Annotated in this window: 20 protein-coding genes; 9 read left to right on the top strand and 11 right to left on the bottom strand. The window is 37.6% G+C overall.

Going from position 1 to position 20,695, the window contains the following annotated elements:
• The first annotated feature begins 40 nt into the window (after window positions 1-40).
• Complete coding sequence (locus tag ACFXN8_RS00810; RefSeq protein WP_386842001.1) at window positions 41-481, top strand: GNAT family N-acetyltransferase; 441 nt, start codon at window positions 41-43, stop codon at window positions 479-481.
• A gap of 62 nt (window positions 482-543) precedes the next feature.
• Here the strand turns inward: ACFXN8_RS00810 and ACFXN8_RS00815 are convergent, their stop codons facing one another.
• The 7 genes from ACFXN8_RS00815 to ACFXN8_RS00845 all read right to left on the bottom strand — a co-directional run bounded on the left by ACFXN8_RS00815 (window position 544) and on the right by ACFXN8_RS00845 (window position 7,991).
• The gene (locus ACFXN8_RS00815; protein WP_386842003.1) at window positions 544-1,308 is read right to left on the bottom strand and encodes an aminoglycoside 6-adenylyltransferase; all 765 of its coding nucleotides are present in this window, start codon (window positions 1,306-1,308) and stop codon (window positions 544-546) included.
• A 62-nt stretch (window positions 1,309-1,370) separates the two neighbouring features.
• On the bottom strand, window positions 1,371-1,760 hold the full coding sequence (locus ACFXN8_RS00820) for an RDD family protein (RefSeq protein ID WP_386842005.1): 390 nt from the start codon (window positions 1,758-1,760) through the stop codon (window positions 1,371-1,373).
• Between the two features lie 30 nt (window positions 1,761-1,790).
• Window positions 1,791-2,765, bottom strand: coding sequence for a carbohydrate kinase family protein (locus ACFXN8_RS00825; protein WP_376071875.1), 975 nt, complete (start codon window positions 2,763-2,765; stop codon window positions 1,791-1,793).
• A gap of 400 nt (window positions 2,766-3,165) precedes the next feature.
• Window positions 3,166-4,044: a DMT family transporter gene (locus ACFXN8_RS00830; protein WP_386842007.1), complete on the bottom strand. Its 879-nt coding sequence runs from the start codon at window positions 4,042-4,044 to the stop codon at window positions 3,166-3,168.
• 238 nt (window positions 4,045-4,282) lie between these two features.
• Window positions 4,283-5,533, bottom strand: a complete 1,251-nt coding sequence (locus ACFXN8_RS00835) for a glutamate-5-semialdehyde dehydrogenase (protein WP_386842009.1) — start codon at window positions 5,531-5,533, stop codon at window positions 4,283-4,285.
• Window positions 5,534-5,545: 12 nt separating this feature from the next.
• Window positions 5,546-6,640: a glutamate 5-kinase gene (gene proB, locus ACFXN8_RS00840; RefSeq protein ID WP_376071887.1), complete on the bottom strand. Its 1,095-nt coding sequence runs from the start codon at window positions 6,638-6,640 to the stop codon at window positions 5,546-5,548.
• A 967-nt stretch (window positions 6,641-7,607) separates the two neighbouring features.
• On the bottom strand, window positions 7,608-7,991 hold the full coding sequence (locus ACFXN8_RS00845) for a sodium:proton antiporter (RefSeq protein WP_386842011.1): 384 nt from the start codon (window positions 7,989-7,991) through the stop codon (window positions 7,608-7,610).
• A 285-nt stretch (window positions 7,992-8,276) separates the two neighbouring features.
• Between ACFXN8_RS00845 and ACFXN8_RS00850 the strand changes: the two genes are divergently transcribed.
• Window positions 8,277-8,900: a LysE family translocator gene (locus ACFXN8_RS00850; protein ID WP_386842013.1), complete on the top strand. Its 624-nt coding sequence runs from the start codon at window positions 8,277-8,279 to the stop codon at window positions 8,898-8,900.
• 14 nt (window positions 8,901-8,914) lie between these two features.
• A complete protein-coding gene (locus tag ACFXN8_RS00855; protein ID WP_386842015.1) occupies window positions 8,915-9,715 on the top strand; it encodes a DUF1835 domain-containing protein in 801 nt (266 codons plus the stop codon).
• Window positions 9,716-9,942: 227 nt separating this feature from the next.
• Here the strand turns inward: ACFXN8_RS00855 and ACFXN8_RS00860 are convergent, their stop codons facing one another.
• Window positions 9,943-10,821, bottom strand: a complete 879-nt coding sequence (locus ACFXN8_RS00860) for a LysR family transcriptional regulator (protein WP_376071897.1) — start codon at window positions 10,819-10,821, stop codon at window positions 9,943-9,945.
• Window positions 10,822-11,262: 441 nt separating this feature from the next.
• Here ACFXN8_RS00860 and ACFXN8_RS00865 point away from each other — a divergent pair, with 441 nt between their 5' ends.
• The gene (locus ACFXN8_RS00865; RefSeq protein WP_376071899.1) at window positions 11,263-12,015 is read left to right on the top strand and encodes an alpha/beta hydrolase; all 753 of its coding nucleotides are present in this window, start codon (window positions 11,263-11,265) and stop codon (window positions 12,013-12,015) included.
• Between the two features lie 143 nt (window positions 12,016-12,158).
• On the opposite strand, the gene ACFXN8_RS00870 is transcribed toward ACFXN8_RS00865, so the two are convergent.
• Window positions 12,159-12,305: a hypothetical protein gene (locus ACFXN8_RS00870; RefSeq protein WP_386842018.1), complete on the bottom strand. Its 147-nt coding sequence runs from the start codon at window positions 12,303-12,305 to the stop codon at window positions 12,159-12,161.
• Window positions 12,306-12,588: 283 nt separating this feature from the next.
• On the opposite strand from ACFXN8_RS00870, the gene brnQ reads away from it, so the two are divergent.
• The gene (gene brnQ / locus ACFXN8_RS00875; RefSeq protein WP_386842020.1) at window positions 12,589-13,926 is read left to right on the top strand and encodes a branched-chain amino acid transport system II carrier protein; all 1,338 of its coding nucleotides are present in this window, start codon (window positions 12,589-12,591) and stop codon (window positions 13,924-13,926) included.
• A 261-nt stretch (window positions 13,927-14,187) separates the two neighbouring features.
• On the opposite strand, the gene ACFXN8_RS00880 is transcribed toward brnQ, so the two are convergent.
• Entirely contained in the window at window positions 14,188-14,733 is a 546-nt protein-coding gene (locus tag ACFXN8_RS00880) for a helix-turn-helix domain-containing protein (RefSeq protein WP_376071904.1), read from the bottom strand.
• A gap of 469 nt (window positions 14,734-15,202) precedes the next feature.
• Here ACFXN8_RS00880 and dapA point away from each other — a divergent pair, with 469 nt between their 5' ends.
• Genes dapA through abaF form a run of 3 tightly spaced genes read left to right on the top strand, consistent with a single transcriptional unit; the run spans window position 15,203 to window position 18,910 of the window.
• Entirely contained in the window at window positions 15,203-16,069 is an 867-nt protein-coding gene (gene dapA / locus ACFXN8_RS00885) for a 4-hydroxy-tetrahydrodipicolinate synthase (RefSeq protein ID WP_386842022.1), read from the top strand.
• Between the two features lie 16 nt (window positions 16,070-16,085).
• The gene (locus tag ACFXN8_RS00890; protein ID WP_386842024.1) at window positions 16,086-17,570 is read left to right on the top strand and encodes an aldehyde dehydrogenase; all 1,485 of its coding nucleotides are present in this window, start codon (window positions 16,086-16,088) and stop codon (window positions 17,568-17,570) included.
• Window positions 17,571-17,602: 32 nt separating this feature from the next.
• Window positions 17,603-18,910: a fosfomycin efflux MFS transporter AbaF gene (gene abaF, locus ACFXN8_RS00895; protein WP_386842026.1), complete on the top strand. Its 1,308-nt coding sequence runs from the start codon at window positions 17,603-17,605 to the stop codon at window positions 18,908-18,910.
• Between the two features lie 354 nt (window positions 18,911-19,264).
• On the opposite strand, the gene ACFXN8_RS00900 is transcribed toward abaF, so the two are convergent.
• Window positions 19,265-20,023, bottom strand: coding sequence for an SDR family oxidoreductase (locus ACFXN8_RS00900; RefSeq protein ID WP_386842155.1), 759 nt, complete (start codon window positions 20,021-20,023; stop codon window positions 19,265-19,267).
• 195 nt (window positions 20,024-20,218) lie between these two features.
• Here ACFXN8_RS00900 and ACFXN8_RS00905 point away from each other — a divergent pair.
• On the top strand, window positions 20,219-20,695 hold a 477-nt coding region (locus tag ACFXN8_RS00905; protein ID WP_386842028.1), incomplete at its 3' end, for a TetR/AcrR family transcriptional regulator.

Raw genomic sequence — 20,695 nt, forward strand, 5'->3', positions numbered from 1 at the left:
TACGCTTCTAAACCATCAAAAAACGAGGAGGAATATAAAAATGAACACAAAAAAAATTACAGATGAAAAAGATTTACAAACAGCATTTGCGATTCGTAAAAAAGTTTTTATTGATGAGCAAAAGGTGCCAGAGGAAGAAGAATTTGATGAATTCGACACGCTAGATGCAGCATGTGATCATATTCTTGTGTACTATAATGAACAACCTGTGGGCACTGGCAGACTGCGAGTTGTTGATGGCTACGGCAAACTAGAGCGTATATGTATATTAGTAGAATTCCGCAAATTTGGTCTAGGTAAAGTGATTATCCAAAGTTTAGAGGAAATAGCATTTGAAAAAGGTTTAACAAAATCTAAATTAAACGCGCAATCCTATGCAGAGGGCTTTTATGAAAAATTAGGCTATAAGCGTGAAGGTGAAGAATTTATGGATTGTGACATCCCACATATTTTAATGAAAAAACAATTTAATAGAGTGTAGTGGTATTTATTTTTCATTTAACAAAATAGCAAACTAGGTTTAATTTAGTTTGCTATTTTGTTTTAGTGCAATAGCTCTTTTATTTTTTCCCAGAATGGCTTAATTTTTTCTTTATTCGGCACATTTTCAAATATCCAATCTGATTCGTTTTCGAATGCGTTCACTAATTTCTTTACTGCCATCTCATGTGTTACAAGGCTCATACAATTCATGATATCGACTACCTCATCTAATGGGTCAGTGGGTAACGAATTATACAACGCTTTAAGTCCAAGTAAAGCCCGCTCAGGACAATATTTATGCAGTAGAACTTTTGCGAAGTGTTCTAAACTATTCCGTAGTAAATGAACACTCCAAATCTCATTTCCACGTTTAGCACTCCAATAATATTGATACAAATACCAAACCGTATCATCTACAGCATCTTGAAATTCGAGTGAAGTTAATGACAAAGTAGTATTTTTTTGTTTAGCTGTGAGAATTTCATTTGGATCAAATAATATTTTAATCGCATCGTGATCACTTATTTCAGAGTGAGTTACTGTAAATAAATCGATATGAATCAAATCGTCATATACGACTAGTAGCTGAGGGGCAATAATATAAATGTCATCAACAAATAATGTATCCTTATAAGTTTCAATATGCTTCTTGCGATTGGGTAAAAACGCTTCAATATTTTCTTCCTTCACAACGCAATACATATCGATATCTGAAAATTCATCATGCTCCTCTCTAGCCATGGATCCTCTTAAAAATACAGCTTCAATATAGTGATCATCTTTTAAACTTTCAAGTAAAACCTCAACAACATGATCTAAATTCAAGTGTATCCTCTCCTTTTATTAAAACAGGCTACCCAAAGTATATTTTGAGTAGCCTTATTTTCCTAGACTTCCTTTACAACAGTGTCTGAGAAGTTATCGTGAGGAAGAAGTTGTCCATTTTGTTGTTCATATGCAGTTGGATTTTTCAAGTAATCGAATGGGCTAATTGAGTCACGGTAAGCCATTCGTTTCAAAAGTTGAGAGGAAGTCAGCTTAGTCCCATGTTCATTTTCAAGAACTAGACCCATTTTTTTGTAGCCAACTGTTTGGCCCTTTTTACGTAATTGTGCAAATTCAAGTGACCACAAAACGACTGTTGGTGTGACAATGGCATGAATGGCCTCGTTTTTTACTTTTTTTCGCAGGACATATTCAACCCCAGTTGTGACAGCCGTTGAAATTGCCAAATCAATTAGAAATGCTTTTGTTCGTTTTTTAGTAATAGATTTCATCGAAGTATCTCCTCATAAGTTCCGAAATTTTTAAAGGAATATATTATTTTTAAATGGTAATTCTTGTTTAGTAAGGTAAGAGGCAATGGCCCCATGTTTTTCTGTCGAAGCTCCTGCATAGCTATTCGCGAATGTAAGGAGGGAGGTAGCATGCTGCTGACAAAAGTCGATTAGATTAATCGCTGTAATCTGTTTGCTAAGGAGAATAGCTAACAATGCGCCAATAAAGGCATCACCCGCTCCAGTTGTATCAATCGCATGGACTTTGTCAGCTGGTACTTTAACATGAAACTTTTTAGTATAAAGACTTGCACCTTCTGCTCCACGAGTAATTGTGATCACTTGTACTTTCCCTTGAAATAATGATTGGACCGCTGTTTCCTCCTCCTCAATCGCTGTTAAAAATAAAAGTTCTTCCTCGGACAATTTAATGATATGGGCCTTTGGTAAAAATTCTAAAATGGTTTGACGGCATGCCTTCGCATCATTCCATAGTGGCAAGCGAACATTTGGATCAAAAGAAACAAGACTACCTGCCTGATGAGCCTGTTCAATCAAGGCCACATGTGCATGTTTCATCGGGCTTTCTACTAAATTAACTGAACAAAAATGAAGAATATCTTTATCTGTTAATAGACTAGTTGGGAGTTGCTTTTTGTTGTATAGCAAATCTGCAGCGTGGCGGCGATAAAATAAGAAATCACGTGCTCCATCACTTGTCAGTGAAACAAAGGCTAGACTTGTTTCACCCTCAACAGTTTGAACAATATAGTTCGTATCGACATCGGCCTTTTTTAATGTTTCTACTAGAAAATCTCCAAAAGCATCCTGACCTACCTGTGTAATGAGGGCTGCTTGTTGCTCAAGCTTAGCACAAACAGCGGCAACATTGGCAGGGGCCCCACCAGCATTTTTAGTAAATTGCTCAACTGTAGCAAGGGAGGCATTTTGTTCAGTAGGTGTAAAATCAATTAATAATTCACCGATTGCATAAAGTTTACTCACGGAAAATCCTCCTTTATATCAATTTCGCCTTAGCGTAATTGTAGCTGACGCTTTGCTTTCGCTACAGAAAAATTGCCACAGGCGTGGGCTTTCCGTCGCTCTGTTTGACCTTTCCGTCACTAAGCGCTTTGTATCCGTCGTTCTGCCAGTCCATTCCGTCGCCTTCATGTGTATCCGTCGTTCTGCCCGACCTTTTCATCACCTTGCCCTTGGCGTTTTAGCCTGAGTTCCTCTATTTCAGTATGTGTTTGGATATCCATTAAAAGGAAGCACACCCGCATTCATCTCTTCACCTTTAAAGGTGGGAGTCTTGACGCTTTGCTTTCGCTACAAAAAACATCTGTAGCTGACGCTTCGCTTTCGCTACAAAAAACATCCGCTGTATGAAGATAAATAAGAACTACGCCTGAGACATACGCTTTTTCTTTGGTACGTAAATAGTATAGAAAATACCACCAAAAATTAATACAATACCAACTGTTTGCATGAAGCTCGGCATAAAATCAAGCAACAGCATATCAAGAAATATAGCCACAACTGGGTCAACAAATACTAATACTGAAACTAGAATGGTAGAGAGACTACGAATACTATCAAAAAATAAATAGTAAACAAACCCTGTATGAATAAAGCCTGTACCTAATATATATAGCCAGTTTGTTGTCGTTAAGCTTTCAAATAATGAAAAATTAACAAATGGGAATAGTATGATAATTCCGACCGTTGTTTGAATATATGTTAATGCGTAGGAGCTAAGCTTTGTGATCGTTTTACTTGTTAGCATCGTAAATGCGTAAAACAATGCAGACAGTAATGCCCAAATAAAGCCTGATTTCATAAATTCAGAGAGGGACATAAAATTATTTAAACCAATAATGAACATACTGCCGATAAAACAAGTGAGTGTTGCTAGTAAAGCTTGAATAGTCATCTTTTCTTTTAAAAACAATGCGCCAAAAATTAAAACGAATATTGGTGCTAAATTATAGATAGAAATGGCAATGGAAATCGACATTTCTTCAAAGGCTTTAAATAAAAATACCCAGTTTAAGACAATAAAGACACCGCATAGAAGTGTACGTAATATTTCTTTTTTATCCCATTTCTCCGTCTTATGACCACCAGTGATAAGCCACATTCCTCCAAGGAAGAGAGTAGCACAAATACATCTAACAAAAACTAGCTCGATTGCAGGTACGCCCGTATGAACGGTGAAAAATCCAATAGAGCCGAACAGAGCCATAGAAACAGTTAGTTTGATAATCGCTGATATGTTCATATAAAACCTTCTTTCTTAAATTTTATTATAATTTTTGACGCATGTGAAAGTAGGGGAGACTTAACGTTATTTCGCCCCCCATTATCAAAGTTCTTCGCTCACGTAGTGGTCAGAACTGCCCAGCTAAGAGTAAAATTCGCCACGTCCCTTTACAAATCTTTCAAATCCCTAGACTTCAAAAAATAAGCAAAGAAAGCCGACAGCGTATGTCAACTGTCGGCTTTTCCTAGTTCTACAATTATTCTCGGATTTGGCCGTTACCGTGAATGTAATACTTTGTAGATGTTAACGCAGGTAAACCCATTGGTCCGCGAGCGTGTAATTTTTGCGTACTAATGCCGATTTCTGCACCGTAGCCAAATTCAAAGCCGTCTGTGAAGCGAGTGGAGGCATTGTGATAAACAGCAGCAGCATCCACGCTATGTAAGAAAGTATCTGCTGCTAACTGATCCTCTGTCATAATAGCTTCAGAGTGGTTCGTGCCGTATTTATTAATGTGTTCGATTGCTTCATAAACGTTTTCCACAATTTTGACACTGATCTTTAAATCTAAATATTCAGTTGCATAGTCTTCTACAGTTGCTAGTTGCGCGAAATCAATAGCTTGACAAATGGTTTCATCACCGATAATTGTCACACCTGTTCGATGCATAGCACTTAGTAGCTGTTTGCCATGTTCATTGAACCAATCAGGATGAATAAGTAAGCTTTCTGCTGCATTACAAACCGAAGGACGCTGTGTTTTTGCATTGATACAAATCTTTTCTGTTTTTATGTAATCGGCCGTTTGGTCTACATAAATATGACAGTTGCCAGCACCTGTTTCTAATACTGGTACAGTGGCTTCATTTACTACTAAGTCAATAAGTGCCTTTCCACCACGAGGAATTAAAACATCTAAGTATTCTTTTAAATGGAATAATTCTTTGACAGTTTCTCGATTTGTATCCTCGATTAATTGTACTGCGTCCGCAGGGATAGCCGTTTTTCTAAGTGCACGATGAATACTTGCCACTAGCGCTACATTAGAAAATTTTGCAGAAGAGCTGCCGCGTAAAATGACTGCATTGCCTGTTTTCAATGATAAAGTTGCCGCATCCACTGTTACATTCGGTCGTGCCTCGTAAATCATCCCGATAACGCCAATTGGCACTAGACGCTTTTCAATTAGTAAGCCATTATCTTTTTCTATTCGTTCTAAGAGACTGCCTACTGGATCATTTAATTCAACTAGTAAATGAATAGCATTTGACATTGCCTGCACTCGTTCTTTGTTTAGCATGATGCGATCGAGGGTAGAAGCGGGCATTCCTTGTTTCTCGCCATTTGCTAAATCCTTTGCATTTTCAGCAATGATAGTATCTTGGTCGATTAGTAATTGCTCAGCAATTTTTGTGAGAGCCTCATTTTTCTCGCAAGTTGTTTTAATATTTAAAATATAGCTTGCGGCCTTAGCCAGCTTTCCTTTTTGTTGAACTTCACTCGTCATGTGAATTCCTCCTTAATTTGTTTGGATTTTAAGCCATTTATCTCGATGAATGACCTCAATGGGATAGTTCGCTAACTCATCTGTACGTTTTCCCATCGCATGTGCTAACTCTAGGGAAGAATATAAGACCTCACCACGGCCAAGCAGTCCCTTGTCACTATAAACCTCGACAACGTCACCATTTGCGAAGTCGCCTTCGACCCGATATACACCAGCAGGCAACAAGCTTTTCCCATTTGCCAATAATGCATGTTCAGCACCGCTATCTATAAAAATTTTACCAGATACTTCCGTGAGTGCAATCCACTGTTTATTATTCGTTAAAACAGCAAGTGCGTCATGCTCAACATACGTACCATCACCATGTCCTTCTACTATATCGACAAGCTTATTAGCACCGTGACCAGTTCCAATAAACACTTTGACACCTGCATTTAAAGCTGATCGAGCTGCCAGTAATTTGGATTCCATACCACCTGTACCGACCTTTGACCCTGAACCATCTGCAAAGCCAAGCATCTCATCAGAAACCTCTGTTAAACGATCAATACGTTGGGCATCGGGGTTTTTAATTGGATTGGCATTATACAAGCCATTGATGTCTGTTAAGATAATGAGTTGATCAGCATGTACAAGACCACTTACAAGTGCCGATAACATGTCGTTATCGCCAAAGGTTAATTCGCTGACAGATACCGTATCGTTTTCGTTAATGATAGGTAGAATGGAGCGCTCTAATAATTCCTCAAATGTGGCACAGGCATTTTTATAGCGCTCTTTTTTTGAAAAATCAGTGCGTGTCAGTAAAATTTGAGCAGGCACAATATCATAAATACTAAATAAAGCATTGTAGGTTTGAATCAGTAAACTTTGCCCAACTGCCGCTGCAGCCTGTTTACCTTTTACTGTAACGGGACGAGAAGGGTACCCTAGCTGTTTAAAGCCTGCTGCAACTGCACCTGACGAAACAAGCAAGACTTCATGACCGTATTTTTTTAATTCAGCTATCGCTTGAACATGGTCCATTAAACGTATTTTATCAATTTCACCTTTTGCATTTGTTAAGGAGCTACTCCCAATTTTGACGACGATTCTTTTTCTTTCCATAGCAATACCTCCAATTCGTCATTCACTTCTATAATCAATTATGCCTCGGCATAATTGCGTCCGGAATCGACTTTGTGCTTAGGCCTGCGTGAGGGCCGACACGATGTCGGTCATTTCGGTAATGCCACAGGACGTGGCGTTTTTACCGATGCAGGTCAATTAGCCGTTATCGCATGGATGCGATGATTTTAGGCTAACATCCTTTATTAACTCCTTTTCGATTCCGTGACATCCGCCGGAGGCTTTAGGCCAACAGATGTTTTTTGTGCGAAAGCGAAGCGTCAGCAGCAGATGTTTTTTGCGCGAAAGCGTAGTGCTAACGCAGCGTCAGCAACGTGTTTTGTCTGTGCGAAAGCGAAGCGACAGCATAAGGGTTTTATCTGCGCGAAAGCAAAGCGTCAGCGGCAACAGCATGATGTTGGTCACTCAGTCGTGTGTTGCTGTCGCTGCGCTTTCGCACAGATAAATTGCCACAGGACGTGGCGTTCTTAGACTGAGTTCCTCTATTTCAGCGAATGTTTTATTGCTGAAAGAAGTTAAAAATAAAAAAACCTTTTCATCCTAATAAATTAGGACGAAAAGGTTTGCTTTCCGTGGTACCACCTAGATTGAACATCATTGACATTCCACTTTGCTCATAACGCTTGAGACTGCGCCTAGTTTAGCTAGGACGATTTACGAAGTAGGTTCTTTAGTCTTTCTTGTACAATGCCTTACAGCCGATGGGCATCGCTCTCTGATCAAGCAGTTTCTAGGTACTAATCTTCGCTCGTTTTAATTGTATAATTCAATATCTTTTTTGAATGGACCCTTATCAATTATTTTGGTTGGTGTCCGATTTCTATAAAGGATGCACTACTTTAGCATGTCTGTCAAGCTGATTAGGAATGTTAATAAAAATTTTTGAATAAATAAGCAGTTAATACTGAACGATCGGGGATAAAGTGTAGGGGCAACATAACCATGTTTACTTGAACCACCAGATTGCGATAAATAGTGGGAGCATCGCTATAACAATTACGAAAAAACTCCATACTATTTGTTTTCCTGAAGACATATTTTTCGGTTTTATACTCATTTTTTCATATAGTTCGTTGATGGCACGTTGTTCTTTTGCATAAAGCATTGTTTGAAATTCATCGTAATCTTGAATATAACTTGAGGGAGGGCGAGGGCTAAAGCGCAAACTTCGAATATCGTCTGTAATCTCTTTTTCACCCATCCAATAAGTAATAACTGGCGCTAACCCTGAATTTTGCGTAGCTTGTACCCCGATATCATGTGTTTTCATTTTATAATAGACATTTCCTTGCTCGTCTTCATATTGCTTTACAATATCACTTACTGCCATCAACAAACACCTCTTTCTCCAAAACATACGACTTTTACGTTATGATAATATTCATTATAATGGATTAAAGCAGAAAAGTATTGCCGAAACGAGCAGAATGGGCTAGATGTTTTTGTAAAAATTTAGAAAAGATGTATCGAAATGTAGTATAATAAAAAAATCCATTTTATAGTTGTTCTTTTCTAAAAGTAATTTTTCATTACTAAAAGCAGGGTTAGTCGGAATGGAAATTAACCCCACTTATGATGAGTATTTTTATAAAAGTAATAGAAAGAAGGGATAATATTGGCATTTTCAACCTTAATGGCGTTTTTAGGAGTGGCAATTATTTTAACACTAATGCCAGGTCCAGATAATTTATTTGTTCTTGCACAAAGCATCACACAGGATAAAAAGGCCGGTATAGCAACATCACTTGGCTTATGTACAGGTTTGCTCGTCCATATAGGTGCGGCGGTTCTCGGTATCTCTGCTATTATTTATCAATCAACAGTTATTTTCTCTATTGTTAAGTTTGCAGGAGCGGCGTATTTATTGTACTTAGCATGGCAATCGTTTCGTGCGAAAGGCGATCCATTCACACTGGAACAGCAAAATGAACAAGCCTATGTGACGTTGTATCGAAAAGGTATTTTAATGAATATTTTAAATCCAAAAGTTTCTTTATTTTTCTTAGCACTATTGCCACAGTTTGTAAATCCTTCTAATGGCCATGTAGGTTTACAGATGTTAATTTTGGGTATTGTATTTTTAGTACAAGCGCTAATACTATTTTCTTTATTTAGTATTTTTGCCGGTAAAGTAAGAAAAGTAATTATTGGGAAGCCTGCAATTGCTAAACGATTAAATATGATCCAAGGCGTACTTTTCACTTTTATTGGAATACAAATAGCGCTAAGTAAACAGTAAAATGGGGGATTTTCATGGCAATTTTACATATAACGTTTAGCTTATCTACACAGGGTTCAATTAAACATGCAATACGACAACATCATTTACAACGAGATGAGTCAGTGCTTAGTGTCAATGAGATTTTCTCGATTGGTCCGCTATGCAGCTCAGAAGAACGAAAAAGCTGGTTAAGAGCCAACATCTTTAGGGACAGTGAAGAACGTGAATTGAACGAGGATCTTCATAAAGAATGGAAGAAAAAAATTGCATGTTTACCGTGCGATGTTGATGTCTGGGTATGGTACAGTCAAAGTACTCATGAAGAGATTGGGTTACGTTATGTCATGAGCGAGTTGATCAATAAATGTAGTATGGTATATGGGATTGATGCGACAGATGGCTTGAAACGTGTACAGCCAAACATGATGATTCGTCAAACAGGTGAGCTTTCACCAGACTTGCTTATGAAGCTACGTTCTGAGGCAAAGCGTTTTTCTATTGATGAGTGTCAGCAACTTGCTAAGGAATGGGACGAGCTAAAACAAAACCCTAGTACATTGCGAGTTTGGCAAGATGGAATTGTCCATGTAGCGGAGGATGCATTGGATCCTATCATTATAGAATGTGCCGAAAAAGTACATGCAGAACTAAATGAGGAATGGCTTAAACCGATGCGTATCATCGGTGAAACAATTGGTTCAATTGATGAATATTTAGGTGAAAAGTTTGTGGAAAAACGTCTGATGGCCCTTGCAAAGCAGGGACTTTTTGAGATTGATGGAAATACAACAGATATGTATTCGTATCAATTAAAATATGTAGGGAAAAAATAATAAAACAGCTTCCGGTAACCACCTTTCGTTTGGAGAAGGTGGTTTTTTGTTGTTCACGAAAATTGTCTTTACGTGAAAGCTTAAAAATTTATTTTCGTGAAAAGTCATTTAAAGGAATATCTGCTATACTAATTTTTCCGCAATTGAACATATAAAGAAAAGCGAGTAACAATTGTTACTCACTTTTATGCTTTAGCTCATTTTAGGAATGATAGAGCTAGCAATTACTATTTTTCATAAAAATCGAATACAAATTGCTGAAATTGCCGTGCTGACGGTGGAAGATATCGATTTTCAATCCAAGCCATACCTATGATCCGTTCACAAACCATATCCTCCACACGAATTTTCGCCAATTTATTTGGATTCAAGTCTTCGTCTACAGGCAGTAACGACACGCCGAGGCCAGCACCTACAAAACCAGCTACTGTTGATACCTCATCACCTTCAAAAGTAATCTTCGGTTTGATACCTGCAGCATTTAATAATCTATCAGCTGTACGGCGCAATGCGTAACCCTTTTTCATTAGAACAAAATTCTCATGTTCAAGTTCCTTCATTTTGATACTTTTACGTTTGGCGAAGGGATGATCGATTGGTACCATAATATAAAGCTCATCACGCCACAGCTCCTTCCAACAAACAGGTGGCTCCGTGTCAATCGCTGCGAGTAAGCAAAGATCTAACTCTCCTGCAAGTAGTTGCTTCAATTGGGAGTGTGAGTAATTTTGTGTAAAGTGAAAGCGTATATGCGGATGGTTCTGACGGAAGGCGCGAATCAAATCAGGAACGATGCTAGTCCCTAGAGTATGTAAAAAGCCGAGTGATACATCTCCTAGCTCTGGGTTATTAAGCTCCTGTAATTCTATAACTGCTTTTTCGTATTCCTTACGCATACGTAGGACACGATACAAAAAAAGCTCGCCATATCGGTTGAGCATAATCGAGCGTCCTTGTCGGTCGAATAAAGGTACTCCTAACTCCTCCTCAAGCTTTGAAATAGAACGACTTAATGCTGGTTGAGAAATCGCTAATGTTTCAGCAGCACGAGTCATATGCTCAAGCTTTGCTACTGCTACAAAATATTCTAATTGCTGCCATTCCATTTTTTCACCTCAATTCCCGTTATTTTTAAGTTAACTGCATTATAACGGTAAAAGAGTAGGAAGTATAGGCACATCAAGTGAAACTTTAATCAGTAAGGTTTCCCTCACTGACTATTAGTCTTCACCAATCGGGCATTTTACGGGCAGTTCATCTCTTTGCTTTCAGGTGGTAGTTTTGTACCTGTCTCTTCGTTTTTGGTAGGGATCATTTACTGCAGTTAAAGCGGGATGAAAATTTTTTTGAAAAACGGAGCACGTAAAATGAAGATTGGAAAATGAAAGTAGTAGAAAGTGTGATATAACAGCCATTAACCTTACATCGTTAATGCACAAAAGACATTAATATGATAAAAACTATAAATTGTACATTATGAATAAAGGGTGTTAAGATAGACACATAAATTACACAATTACAAGTTTCCGTGAAGGGGATATTATAAAATGAATTTATCAAAGCCACAACCTCTAACAATTGAGGGAGGCAAAAAAGCCGTACTATTACTGCATGGATTCACAGGTAGCACAAAAGATGTAAAAAAGCTAGGTGAATTTTTATCAAAACGTGGTTATACAGTTCATGCACCGATTTATAGTGGGCATGGTGTAGAACCAGAAGCATTACTTGAAACAAGACCAGAAGACTGGTGGAACGATGTTGTGGAAGGTTATAACTTCCTAAAAAGTAATGGTCATGAAGAAATCGCGGTAGTAGGAATTTCACTTGGCGGCGTATTTTCGTTAAAAGTAGCAGAGACGTTTCCTGTGAAAGCATGTGTTGCCATGTGTGCACCAATCACACGCGATAACTCAAAAGGCTTATTTACACGTTTATATCATTACGCTCGTTTATATAAACATTTTGAAAATAAATCAAAAGATCAAATTATTTCAGAATTACATGAATTACGTATTACACCTAAGGATTCATTAGATGGTGTGACACGTTTAACAACAGAAACACGCGATGACTTATCTACAATCAAAGCACCTACATTAGTATTACAAGGTTCATTAGATGATGAGCTTTATCAAGAAAGTGCGCCATTCATTATAAATACTGTGGAAACTGATGATAAAGAGATTATTTGGTATGAAAATTCTGGCCATATTATTACATTAGATAAAGAGCGCGATAAAGTGTATGAGGACGTATTTAAGTTTTTAGATCATGTAGAGTGGTCTGTCGCAAACTAAGGAGCTGTCAACAGACAGCTCTTTTAGTTTTGTCTACTTAAAGCTAAGAACTGTACAATTAACGATTATAAAAGAAAAAACTATTGTTTTTAAAATAAATGCCTGATACCATAGTGGAATTGCAGCAAGGAAATCTCTTCGATTTAAATTATTTGCAATAGATCAATTTCGCCTTGGCGTAATTGTAGCTGTCGCTTTGCTTTCGCTACACAAAACATTTGTAGCTGTCGCTTTGCTTTCGCTACACAAAACATTTGTAGCTGTCGCTTTGCTTTCGCTACACAAAACATTTGTAGCTGTCGCTTCGCTTTCGCACAGATAAACAATGCGTCCGGATTTTGAATTGTGCCTAGGCCTGCACGATGCAGGTCAGTTAGCCGTTTTCGCAGGATGCGAATGTTTTAGGCTAACATCCTTGTATTCATTCCTTTCAAAATCCGTGACATCCGCAAGAGGCTTTAACTTCTTTCAGCGGATGTTTGGACACCCGCTGAAAAGAGGGAGACGACGTTTCACTTTCGCAATAAAAGCATTTGCTGAAAGAAGTTAAATACATCTAAGGAGTTCATCAAAATGCAACAGAAAATACCTTTTTCAACATATGCAGTCATCGGTACGATGCTTTTCGGACTGTATTTTGGAGCGGGGAATCTTATTTTTCCAATTCAGCTTGGACAATTAGCAGGGACCAACTTTTGGTTTGGCCTAATTGGATTTTTAGTAACAGCTATCGGTTTACCGTTTCTAGGTATTTTAGCTATTGGTTTATCAGGTAGTAACGGTTTGCGTGACTTAGCGAGCCGCGTTCACCCATTATTCGGTGTCATCTTTTCATTAGCTCTTTATTTAACGATCGGTCCTTTTTTTGCGATTCCACGTACAGCGACAGTTCCGTTTGTTGTTGGCTTTGAACCTTATATACAAGCAGAGCATACAACACTTCTACTTGCTTTATTTAGCTTTGTATTTTTTGCCATCGTTTATTATTTCTCATTGAATCCAGCGAAAATTATGGATTATATCGGAAAATATTTAACACCAGCATTTCTGATTGTGTTATTTATTTTAATTATTATTAGTATTGTAAAACCGATGGGGCATTTCCAACCGCCAATGGGAGATTATATTGATTCAGCATTTATGACAGGCTTTAAAGAAGGCTATAACACAATGGATGCATTAGCTTCACTAGCCTTTGGTATTGTTGTCATTAATGCAATTAAAAGCGCAGGAATAACAGACAGAAAAGAAATTGCTAAGGCAACGTGGAAATCTGGTATTTTTGCCATGGCATTAATGATGTTAATATACGGTTTAATCACGTATATGGGGGCTTCAAGTATTGGAGCTGTTGGTACATTTGACAACGGTGGTTTAATATTTGCCGCAGTGGCAGATCACTATTTTGGATCATACGGGGCTATTTTATTGGCAGTTATTATTGTCCTTGCTTGTTTAAAGACAAGTATTGGCTTAATCACTTCTTGTAGTGAATTTTTCAATGAAGTATTTCCGAAAATTAGCTATAAATGGTTTGTATTGATCTTGTGCGTTATGTCATTTACAATTGCCAACTTCGGATTAACGAACATTATTAAATTTGCCATTCCAGTGCTGATGTTCCTATATCCGATAGCAATTGTCTTAATTGTACTTGCATTATGCTCATCACTATTTAAAAATAAGCAAACGGTATATGCGGTTGCTATGATTTTTACAATTTTTATTAGTGTTATTGATGGCTATAAAGCATTAGTAGTTAGCATTCCTACGGCGAAGCTAAGTATTTTTGATGCGATTGAGAAAGCTTATTCGAATATTTTACCTTTTTACGACATAGGCTTAGGATGGATATTACCAGCGTTAATTGGGGCATTAATAGGATGCTTATTCCCAGCAAGAAGAGCGTAATAGTTTTAAATACCACAATCTATGGGTTGTGGTATTTTGTTTTTGAGAGTTATTTACAAACTGACATAAAAACATGTAACAGAAAGACTGTACATGAAATCTAACGCTATAGCAGTACTGATCGTAGCTGTCCTCTCTTTTGTTTTTTCAGGAAGGTTGACCGAGACTGTATTCAATTTCGCATAAAAAATACTCACAGAGTGCAATGCGCTGTGAGTATTTTTTTCTTCAATCGAAGTGTCTTATGAATCCGCTTGAACATTATACTGGAATACTAGAAATACAAAGGAACTTTACAATTGAATCTGTTTTATTTATCCAGTTATGAGGGGTAGTCGAATCTAGGAAAATACAATCATAAGGATTCAAATCATGCTCCTCTGTGTCAATGATGATGGTTAGCGTTCCTTCTAGAACATAAAGAAATTCTTGCCCCGAATGTGAATAAGAATCCTCTCGATTTGCACCTGGATTCAGCAATACCAAAATCGGATTAAAGAGTGGATTTTCAATGTTTCCCGCTAAATCTCTATAAAAAAATTGATTATGCATGGTGTTTGTCTTACTAATAATATTTCTCATAACTGTCGGTGCTGTCTGCTCATCGGAATTTGAAAAAAAGTAGCTTGGATTGACACCGAGTGCTTCAGAAATTTTTTTCAATGATTCGAGCGTTATGGATGATTTTGATCGTTCGACCTGTGATAAAAAGCTAATTGAAAGATTCGTTTGATCAGCAATTTGTTTTAATGTTAACCTTCGCTCTTTTCGTAAACTCTTCATTTTTGCTCCAATTAAGTCATTCACTTTTCTCCACTCCTGTTACTGATATGAAAATAAAAATTTAGTTAAAATCTATTGCATAAATGTATGTTAATAGTTAATCTGCCTTTGAATATTTCTAAATCAACTAATTAATTTTGCAATTAATAATAGCTAATTATCACTATCCCTTATAACGCAGTTTAGTGCATCTGTCCAAATTCCAAATATAAGGAGTCACGTTGATAGGATAACATAAAAGCTCTAATTTCAGAACGATTACAAAAAAATCGACTTGTAGAAATATAGTAAATTATATCGTAATGCCAAAGTGAAGAGTATCAATTAATGTTGAAGTACCACTTTAATAGTTCGAAAGTATAACTTTTAAAATATTCTGAAAATTACATTTACAATGAAAATCCAGTGTGTTACTATCATGAATAATTGAAGTAGTACTTCAATAATAGCTTTTTAAAATCAAGTAATCTATCACAAATAAAGGAGAATGAATATGAATTTTCATGGCATTTTGGTTCCGTTAGTAACCCCGTTTAAAAGCGATAAAAGCTTAGATGTAGATACTTTAAAGCAATTGACTAACACATTTATTGAAAAAGGTGTTACTGGTTTAGTGGTGTGTGGAACGACAGGCGAATACTACGCCTTAAACGAAGCAGAACGTGAAACCGTTTTAAAAACAGTAGTAGAAATTGCTAAAGGTCGTATTACTTTAATTGCAGGTATCAATGATTTATCAACTGAAGGTGCGGTTAACCGTGCCAAACAAGCCAAAAATTTGGGCTATGAAGGTTTGATGTTATCACCGACACCTTATAGCTTGCCAGACCAAACGGGTTTAATTGACCATTATGAAACGGTAGCAGCGGCAACCGATTTACCTATTATCATGTACAACTTTCCAGCTCGAATCGGCATTGAAATTGAATACGACACGGTGGTGTATTTGTCGAAAAATCCAAATATTGTTGCTATTAAAGAAAGTAGTGGGGACTTTAGCCGCGCACTACGTTTGTTACAAACCCCATTTGAGAATTTTGAAGTGATTTGCGGTTGTGATGATCAGCCTGTAGACTTTTTCTTCTGGGGTGCTAAAAGCTGGATTGCTGGTGCAGGTAATGTGTTCCCAGAAGAGCAAATAGCCCTGTTCAAGGCTACACAGACCGGTGATTGGGATAAGGCTCGACAAATCATGAGGGATATCTACCCGGCTATTCACTCTATGGAGTCCGGTAACTATAACCAAAAAGCTAAATTAGGCTGCCTGAAAGGTGAAATCAACGTTGGTTCGGTACGCCTACCTTTATCTGATTTATCAGAAGTGGAAAAAGCAGAATTTTTGGCCTTTTTTAATAAATAATCGGGAGGAGAGACAGATGATCGTATCAAAAGAACAAGTCTTTGCCCTTGCTAATGAAGGAAAGCTATGGGCAGGCAACTTAATTGATGGTTTTACGAGTACAACCTGCAAAATAGAAAACCGCACTCCCATCGACAACAGCATAATTGGCTATATTGCTGATGGTGATGCACGAGATGTAGACGCTGCTGTTAAGGTAGCCAAAGACACATTTGAAGCAGGTACTTGGAGTCAATTATCTCCCAGTGAGCGCAAAAAAGTAATGATTTGCTGGGCAAAATTGCTAGAAGAGCACAGCGAAGAATTGGCTGCCTTGGATTGCGTGGATGCTGGTAAACCTATTACCGAATGTTTAAATACCGACATACCAGCAACCATCGATACATTTTATTGGTATGCTGAAGCCATTGATAAAGTCTTTGGCAAAGTCGCTCCTACGGGTAAAGATGCTTTAGGATTAATTATCACGGAACCCATTGGCGTAGTTGGTGCGGTATTACCTTGGAACTTCCCTGCGCAAATGTTTGCTTGGAAAGTGGCACCTGCTTTAGCCGCTGGTAATTCTGTGATTGTGAAGCCTGCTGAATTAACTTCGCTTAGCGCTTTCCGTATGATTGAACTTGCTTATGAAGCAGGTGTGCCTAAAGGCGCTTTAAGCTTGGTGTGTGGTTTGGGAGAAAAAGTAGGTGAACCTTTGGGGCGGAGTATGGATGTGGACGTTGTCTCCTTCACAGGTTCAACTGAAGTTGGTAGATATTTCTTGAAGTACTCAGCTGAAAGTAACCTTAAAGAAATTATTTTAGAGTGCGGTGGCAAAAGTCCACAAGTGGTGTTTGAAGATGCTGATTTGGATGCGGCTGTTCCACATATTTTATCAGCCGCCTTCTGGAACATGAGTGAAAACTGCAGCTGTGGTTCAAGATTAATCGTACATGAATCTATCAAAGAGGAATTATTAGAAAAATTAAAGTCCGGATTAACAAGCTGGAGAGTGGGTAATCCGATGGATGAGTCGGTTTCCATTGGCCCCATGGTTGAAGAAGCACACTTTAATAAAGTGAAATCGTTCTTGGACATTACTCTTCAAGAAGGTGGTCGCATAGTTACTGGAGGCAGCATTCACAGTGATTTGGGCAGTGGCTGGTACATCGAACCAACTATTTTTGATAATGTAACCGCAAATATGACCTTGTTCCAAAATGAAGTATTTGGTCCGATTTTAGCAGTTAGTACGTTCGAAACGGAAGAAGAAGCCATTGCACTTGCCAATGACACCTCTTATGGTTTGGCTGCTTCTTTTTATAGTCAAAATGTACAGCGGACGATGCGCGTGGCACGTGCGATTAAAGCAGGAACCGTTTCAGTGAATGGCTTTAGCGAAGGTGATATTACCACTCCATTTGGAGGCTTTAAACAATCTGGTTTTGGTGGTAAGGACAATGGCTTAGAAGCATTTGAACAATATGTACAGTCAAAAGTAATTTGGTACGTTCATTCATAATAATTTGAACCGGATTTTTGGGGGGAGTATATATGGAGAAAACAGATAATAAACAGCTAAAAAAAGTTGTTGCTGCATCGATGATTGGATCTGTAGCTGAATGGTATGAATTTTTCTTATATGGTACCGCTTCTGCTCTCGTTTTCGGAGAATTGTTTTTCCAAAAAACAGGAAACGCTATTGACGGAATTCTAGCTGCATTTGCTCTCTATGCAGTAGGCTTTCTAGCTAGACCTATCGGCGGACTTGTTTTTGGTCATTATGGTGATAAAATTGGGCGTAAAAATTTATTACAAATTAGTTTGGTTATCGTTGGAATTACGACTTTCTTAATGGGATGTATTCCAACATTCAACAGTATTGGCTATTGGGCTCCTATCTTACTCGTAACTTTACGTTTAATTCAAGGATTTGCTTTCGGCGGAGAGTGGGGAGGAGCAGTTATTTTAGTATCTGAGCACAGTCCTGACGATCGACGTGGTTATTGGGCAAGCTGGCCACAGGCGGGTGTGCCATTGGGTAATTTAATAGCTACAATTGTCCTTTTACTTTTATCTAAAAACTTAAGCCCCGAACAATTTATGGACTGGGGTTGGCGTGTAGCATTTTGGTTCTCTGCAGTTGTCGTACTAATTGGTCTTTGGATTCGTAAAAGTGTAGATGATGCCCCTGTTTTCAAAGAAGCTCAAGAAAAACAAGCGCAATTAGAAAAACAACAATTAGGGATTATAGAAGTGATTAAATACCATAAAAAAGCGATTATTGCTGGTATTGGTGCTCGTTTTGCAGAAAATATCTTATACTATATGGTTGTCACTTTCTCCATTAGTTATTTGAAACTTGTTGTCAATAAAGATACTTCACAAATTTTATTATTAATGTTTGGCGCCCATGCTATTCACTTTTTTTTCATACCATTAATGGGACACTTAAGTGATGTTTGGGGTCGGAAGTCAATCTATCTTACAGGAGCCTTTTTAACTGCATTTTGGGGATTTATTGGGTTCCCAATGATGGATACAGGGAATGATTGGATCATCATGGCTGCCATTATTATTGGTTTATTCATACAATCGATGACGTATTCACCATACTCAGCATTAATGACAGAGTTATTCCCAACTCATATCAGATATACAGCTTTGTCTTTATGTTATCAAGTAGCACCAATTTTAGCAGGCTCATTGGCTCCATTAATTTCATTAAGTCTTCTAAATAAATTTAATAGCTCCATCCCAATTTCAATTTATTTGGTCATAGCAAGTATCATTTCTATTTCATGTATGATGCTAGTAAAAGAAACTAAAGGAAAATCACTCACTTTTAAGAAAGCACAGTAACTATTATCGTTAGCTATAGATTCTTTTAAGTAAGGCTAAAGTCAATTAGCAAATACAATAGGTTTAAAACTACTATTAATTTACAATAAAGTTTGATATGAATGATCTCTTGGAATAGTGTGTCTCTAAGAGGTCATTTTTTGATTTTTTATAGAACAGTCTTCCTAATCATTGATATGGATTAAAGGTAGACTATTAAACAAGATTATTCTGCATATAAAAAGGGTCCAGGAATGCATTAATAGGGATGAACTTTAACGGATAAAGGCCAAATACAAAATGAGTTCGATACAATATCGAACTCATTTTAAACATGCTACCAAATGAAATAACCTCAGATGTGCATAGAGAAACTTAGTAAGCCGTCCAACCACCATCAACAGCTATTACTTGTCCGTTGACAAAACTTGCTTCATCTGAGCCAAGGAAAATAGCAAGCTGAGCGATTTCCTCAGGTTGTCCTGCTCGTGGGTTAATGGACAAACCTAGTGCTTGGCGAGCAGCACCTGTTTGGCTCACATTTGTCATGGTAGAAGCAATGTTTGTGATAACTGCACCTGGTGCGATACCATTGCAGCGAATATTTTTATCTGCATACATGAATGCTGTGTTTTTTGTCAGTCCAACAACAGCATGCTTAGAAGCAGTGTAGGCAGCCCCAGCACGTGCTCCATATAGACCGCCAGCAGAAATATTGTTAACAAAGACACCATGTCCTTGAGCAAGGAAAATCTCTGTCGCCATACGCATTGAACGCATAACAGCAGTAGTGTTTACCGAGAATAATTTGTCCCATCGTTCATCAGAAACTTCACCAACTGGCTCCATACCATCCATAATACCAGCATTATTCACTAAAATATCTAATGTGCCAAAAGCACTTTTTGTTTCATCAAATAAGCGTTGTAAGTCTTCTGTTGAAGCGACATTTGTTTGAACAGCGATCGCTGTGCCACCAGTTGCTTCGATACCTTCAACAACTGCATGTGCACCTTCTAAATTTAAGTCAGAAACTACGACCTTTGCTCCTTCTTTTGCATAACCTTCTGCGATTGCTTTACCCATACCTGACGCTGCACCTGTTACGATGGCAACTTTACCTTCTAATCTCATCATAAAAACCTCCTATAATTTAAGTTCTTTCACCAGAGTTTGCCCCAGTATTCAAAGATATATTATGTTAGATATTGAACATGTGTTCATTAAAATAATATAATAATTTTGTAAGCGATTTCAATGCGCAAAATACTAAGAACTGTTCAGTAATCAACACATATAGAAAAATCTGTTTAGTAAGGGGGAAGAAATTTGAGCGCTAACGATTTAAGAGTTGTCAAAACGAAGCAAGCATTACATAATGCTTTACTAACTTTATTAAGTGAGAAGCCTTTAGAAAACATTACAATCGCAGAAATTTGTCGGGTGGCAAAGGTGAATAGAGGTACCTTCTACTTGCACTATGAGCAAAAGGAAGGGCTATTTGAGGAATACTTTCAGGAAATTATGGAGGATTTGAATAATTCCTATGAGGAACCGTACCGTGCAGTAACAACGTTAGATAAAAACCAAATAGATCCAAATACTATTCGTATTTTCCATCATATAGAGCGCTTTAAATTGTTCTATCGCATTGTTTTTTCTAAAAATGTACCGTTGACCTACTATTACATGTTATTTGATGGAATTTTCTCTCTGCTAAAAAGAGATATCACCATCCATAATGAAATACATGATGAGATATCCATTGAATATTACAGTGCATATCAAGCAAATGCAATCATCGGT

Source organism: Lysinibacillus sp. NPDC059133 (assembly GCF_042755925.1).
Taxonomy (GTDB): Bacteria; Bacillota; Bacilli; order Bacillales_A; family Planococcaceae; genus Lysinibacillus.

Coding starts and splice junctions, on each gene's coding strand:
- ACFXN8_RS00810 (WP_386842001.1), top strand. CDS start 41: ATGAACACAAAAAAAATTACAGATGAAAAAGATTTACAAACAGCATTT.
- ACFXN8_RS00820 (WP_386842005.1), bottom strand. CDS start 1,760: ATGAAATCTATTACTAAAAAACGAACAAAAGCATTTCTAATTGATTTG.
- ACFXN8_RS00830 (WP_386842007.1), bottom strand. CDS start 4,044: ATGAACATATCAGCGATTATCAAACTAACTGTTTCTATGGCTCTGTTC.
- ACFXN8_RS00835 (WP_386842009.1), bottom strand. CDS start 5,533: ATGACGAGTGAAGTTCAACAAAAAGGAAAGCTGGCTAAGGCCGCAAGC.
- proB (WP_376071887.1), bottom strand. CDS start 6,640: ATGGAAAGAAAAAGAATCGTCGTCAAAATTGGGAGTAGCTCCTTAACA.
- ACFXN8_RS00845 (WP_386842011.1), bottom strand. CDS start 7,991: ATGGCAGTAAGTGATATTGTAAAGCAATATGAAGACGAGCAAGGAAAT.
- ACFXN8_RS00855 (WP_386842015.1), top strand. CDS start 8,915: ATGGCAATTTTACATATAACGTTTAGCTTATCTACACAGGGTTCAATT.
- ACFXN8_RS00860 (WP_376071897.1), bottom strand. CDS start 10,821: ATGGAATGGCAGCAATTAGAATATTTTGTAGCAGTAGCAAAGCTTGAG.
- ACFXN8_RS00865 (WP_376071899.1), top strand. CDS start 11,263: ATGAATTTATCAAAGCCACAACCTCTAACAATTGAGGGAGGCAAAAAA.
- ACFXN8_RS00870 (WP_386842018.1), bottom strand. CDS start 12,305: ATGTTTTGTGTAGCGAAAGCAAAGCGACAGCTACAAATGTTTTGTGTA.
- brnQ (WP_386842020.1), top strand. CDS start 12,589: ATGCAACAGAAAATACCTTTTTCAACATATGCAGTCATCGGTACGATG.
- dapA (WP_386842022.1), top strand. CDS start 15,203: ATGAATTTTCATGGCATTTTGGTTCCGTTAGTAACCCCGTTTAAAAGC.
- ACFXN8_RS00890 (WP_386842024.1), top strand. CDS start 16,086: ATGATCGTATCAAAAGAACAAGTCTTTGCCCTTGCTAATGAAGGAAAG.
- abaF (WP_386842026.1), top strand. CDS start 17,603: ATGGAGAAAACAGATAATAAACAGCTAAAAAAAGTTGTTGCTGCATCG.
- ACFXN8_RS00900 (WP_386842155.1), bottom strand. CDS start 20,023: ATGAGATTAGAAGGTAAAGTTGCCATCGTAACAGGTGCAGCGTCAGGT.